The 1,578-nt window shown below is 64.8% G+C and carries 1 protein-coding gene; it reads right to left on the bottom strand.

Annotated elements, in window-relative coordinates; all coding sequences use genetic code 11:
• Positions 1-51: 51 nt before the first annotated feature.
• Positions 52-1,095: a hypothetical protein gene (locus B1790_RS31805; RefSeq protein ID WP_142271627.1), complete on the bottom strand. Its 1,044-nt coding sequence runs from the start codon at positions 1,093-1,095 to the stop codon at positions 52-54.
• Between the last annotated feature and the right edge of the window lie 483 nt (positions 1,096-1,578).

The following is a 1,578-nucleotide window of genomic DNA, read 5'->3' as shown; positions in this document are numbered from 1 at the left end:
ACTGACGAGGCAGTCGACCCCTGCCGGTCGATCTGAGCCTCAAGTCGCCAGTTAGGCTTTCAGATGCTTGACCACAGTGGCCACCGCAGGCTTCTGAAGCCCCGCGTCCGTGAGTCGGTAGCGGTTGGGCGCGGCGCGAACCCCGCCGCGCGTCGTGCCGTCCGGCCGGCGATTCTCCTCGTCACGGATGACCTCGACGAGACCGAATGCTTCGAGCTCGCGGCTTGTGTCCGCCGTGCGTTTGCGTACGTCGTAGACCGTCAATCGGTCCCAAAGAGGGGCAGGCACGCCGTCGACCGGGGCGTTCACAACGGCCGGGTCTGCACGTGCGGTCAGGTCCCGGATCATCAACCACATCGCGATCTCCCGATTGGTGAGGGCATGAACCCACCCGCTGGTGAAGAAGGCGGTGGGAATGTCGACGGTGAGCACATTCGGCTTGGGGATCGTGTACGGGAGAGGGTCCAAGGTGGCCGCGCCGGTCTCGTTGCGTAGGTGAACCTCCTTGAACCGCGGGACCCCCTGGCCACCGGACGGCAACGCGATCATCTTCAGATCGTCCTCCGCAAGGCGCTTCAACGCCTCTCGAATCTGGCGTTGGCGATTGGCTCTCGGTCCACCGCCCCAAACGCCGCCCCCGCGGTACTTCGCCGGGATGGCGATCAGGCGCAGAAAGTCGAACGGTGCGTCGTCGTCGTCGATGGGGATTTTGATCAGACCCTGACTGCCCAGCGCTGCCGCGCGGTTCGTCTGCACCAGGAACGGCAAGGTCAGTGCGCAGCGAAGGCCGACACCGCGCGGGAGTGCCGTCAGCACCGCCAGCGGCGGTACGCGGACCAGGCCCGACTTGCGGTTGTCGGTGATTTCGCCGGCGTCGAGGAGTTCCTTCGGGGTGGGCGGCGGTACGCGGGCGACGAAACTGCGGCGCACTCGGATGTCGGCACCGTCGTGACCGCCGTCGGCCAGCCACATGCCGAGGTTCTCGCGAATCTTCTGCTCGGTGGGTTTGTGGTTGGCGTTGCGGAGATGGCCTAGTCCGGCGAGGCGTTCGCGCACCGGATCTCTTGCCGTTCCGGGGCCGTCAGCGTCTGGCACGACATCCCCCAAACCCAAATCAAGGCGTTTTGAAAAAAACGTTTTGATGTACCTAAAGCTCTAACTCTATGTCTCTTGCTATGTCTCTGTCATTGCGGTGTCAGATTGTAATTGCCGATAGGTACATCAAAGCGCGAACCCATCGGCACCGAGCGTACTCGCCAGAGGCGCTCGGATCCAGTTACATGGTCACTACCGGGAGCGCAGCGTCAGCCCAGCTCCCGGCGGCACCTCCCGGATGCGCCATCAGCAGTGGCATGAGCTCGGCACTGCTGGTGTCGGGAGAGGAGGTGTAAAGCGTGACTCGTCAACGAGATTCCGGCCGCGAGCGGCCGGTGTGGCCCATCGTGACGGCCGTGGCTGCTGCGGTCCGGGCCGTGGTGGAACTGTGGAAGCTGTACAACCCGTAGCCGCCGCCGTGGGCGGTCGCAACGCTCGATGCGACCGCCCACGGCAACGGCGCGGGTCGACTGCCTCGTCAGT

It is taken from the genome of Mycobacterium sp. AT1, assembly GCF_002043095.1.
Lineage (GTDB): Bacteria > Actinomycetota > Actinomycetes > Mycobacteriales > Mycobacteriaceae > Mycobacterium.
The sequence above is the reverse complement of the archived record's forward strand: the minus strand, read 5'-3'. Positions and strand labels throughout refer to the sequence as shown.